The organism is Psychromonas aquatilis (genome assembly GCF_038155185.1).
In the GTDB taxonomy this organism is placed as follows: domain Bacteria; phylum Pseudomonadota; class Gammaproteobacteria; order Enterobacterales; family Psychromonadaceae; genus Psychromonas; species Psychromonas aquatilis.
This window is the reverse complement of record NZ_JBAKAZ010000247.1, coordinates 1-234: the sequence shown is the minus strand read 5'-3', so window position 1 is coordinate 234 and position 234 is coordinate 1. Positions and strand designations below refer to the sequence as shown.

The following is a 234-nucleotide window of genomic DNA, read 5'->3' as shown; positions in this document are numbered from 1 at the left end:
AATTCATTTCCTTGTATATATAGATACTTAGAGCGATTGCATATAGCACTCCAATGGCAGCGGCCTCTGTTGGAGTTGTTATTCCTACGTAAATACAGCCAAGAATTATAAGTGGCATAAATAAGCCAAGGGCTGCTTATTTAGTTTTTACTTTAACCTCACTTCCACAAGCTGATAAAGACTGGATCTCATAATGATTACACTGGATGTCCATGTTTCTAGTTAAAATATAAT

Annotated in this window: 1 protein-coding gene; it reads right to left on the bottom strand. The window is 35.5% G+C overall.

All coding sequences use genetic code 11. The annotated features are described in order from the left end of the window. On the bottom strand, positions 1-118 hold a 118-nt coding region (locus tag V6256_RS15470; protein WP_341599135.1), incomplete at its 3' end, for a TRAP transporter large permease subunit. Between the last annotated feature and the right edge of the window lie 116 nt (positions 119-234).